1 rRNA gene is annotated in these 212 nt (G+C 39.2%); it reads left to right on the top strand.

The features are described from left to right. Positions 1-149: 149 nt before the first annotated feature. A 16S ribosomal RNA gene (locus tag AAEY99_RS21785) occupies positions 150-212 on the top strand; the annotation flags it as partial.

Below are 212 nucleotides of genomic sequence, written 5' to 3'. Positions count from 1 at the left end.
TTCTGTTCTTCGGAATGTTGGCAATCAAAAAATTACAACTCAATGCAACGATGAATGTTCATAGTAATATGTACAAAGACTTTGTCAGCTTCGGTTGATAAAGCAATCAGAATTCATTGAGCCGAAACCTTCGGGTTTCAAAAGAACTTTAATTGAAGAGTTTGATCATGGCTCAGATTGAACGCTGGCGGCAGGCCTAACACATGCAAGTC

This window comes from Shewanella sp. S1-58-MNA-CIBAN-0166, assembly GCF_040310085.1.
In the GTDB taxonomy this organism is placed as follows: Bacteria; Pseudomonadota; Gammaproteobacteria; order Enterobacterales; family Shewanellaceae; genus Shewanella.
The sequence above is the reverse complement of the archived record's forward strand: the minus strand, read 5'-3'. Positions and strand labels throughout refer to the sequence as shown.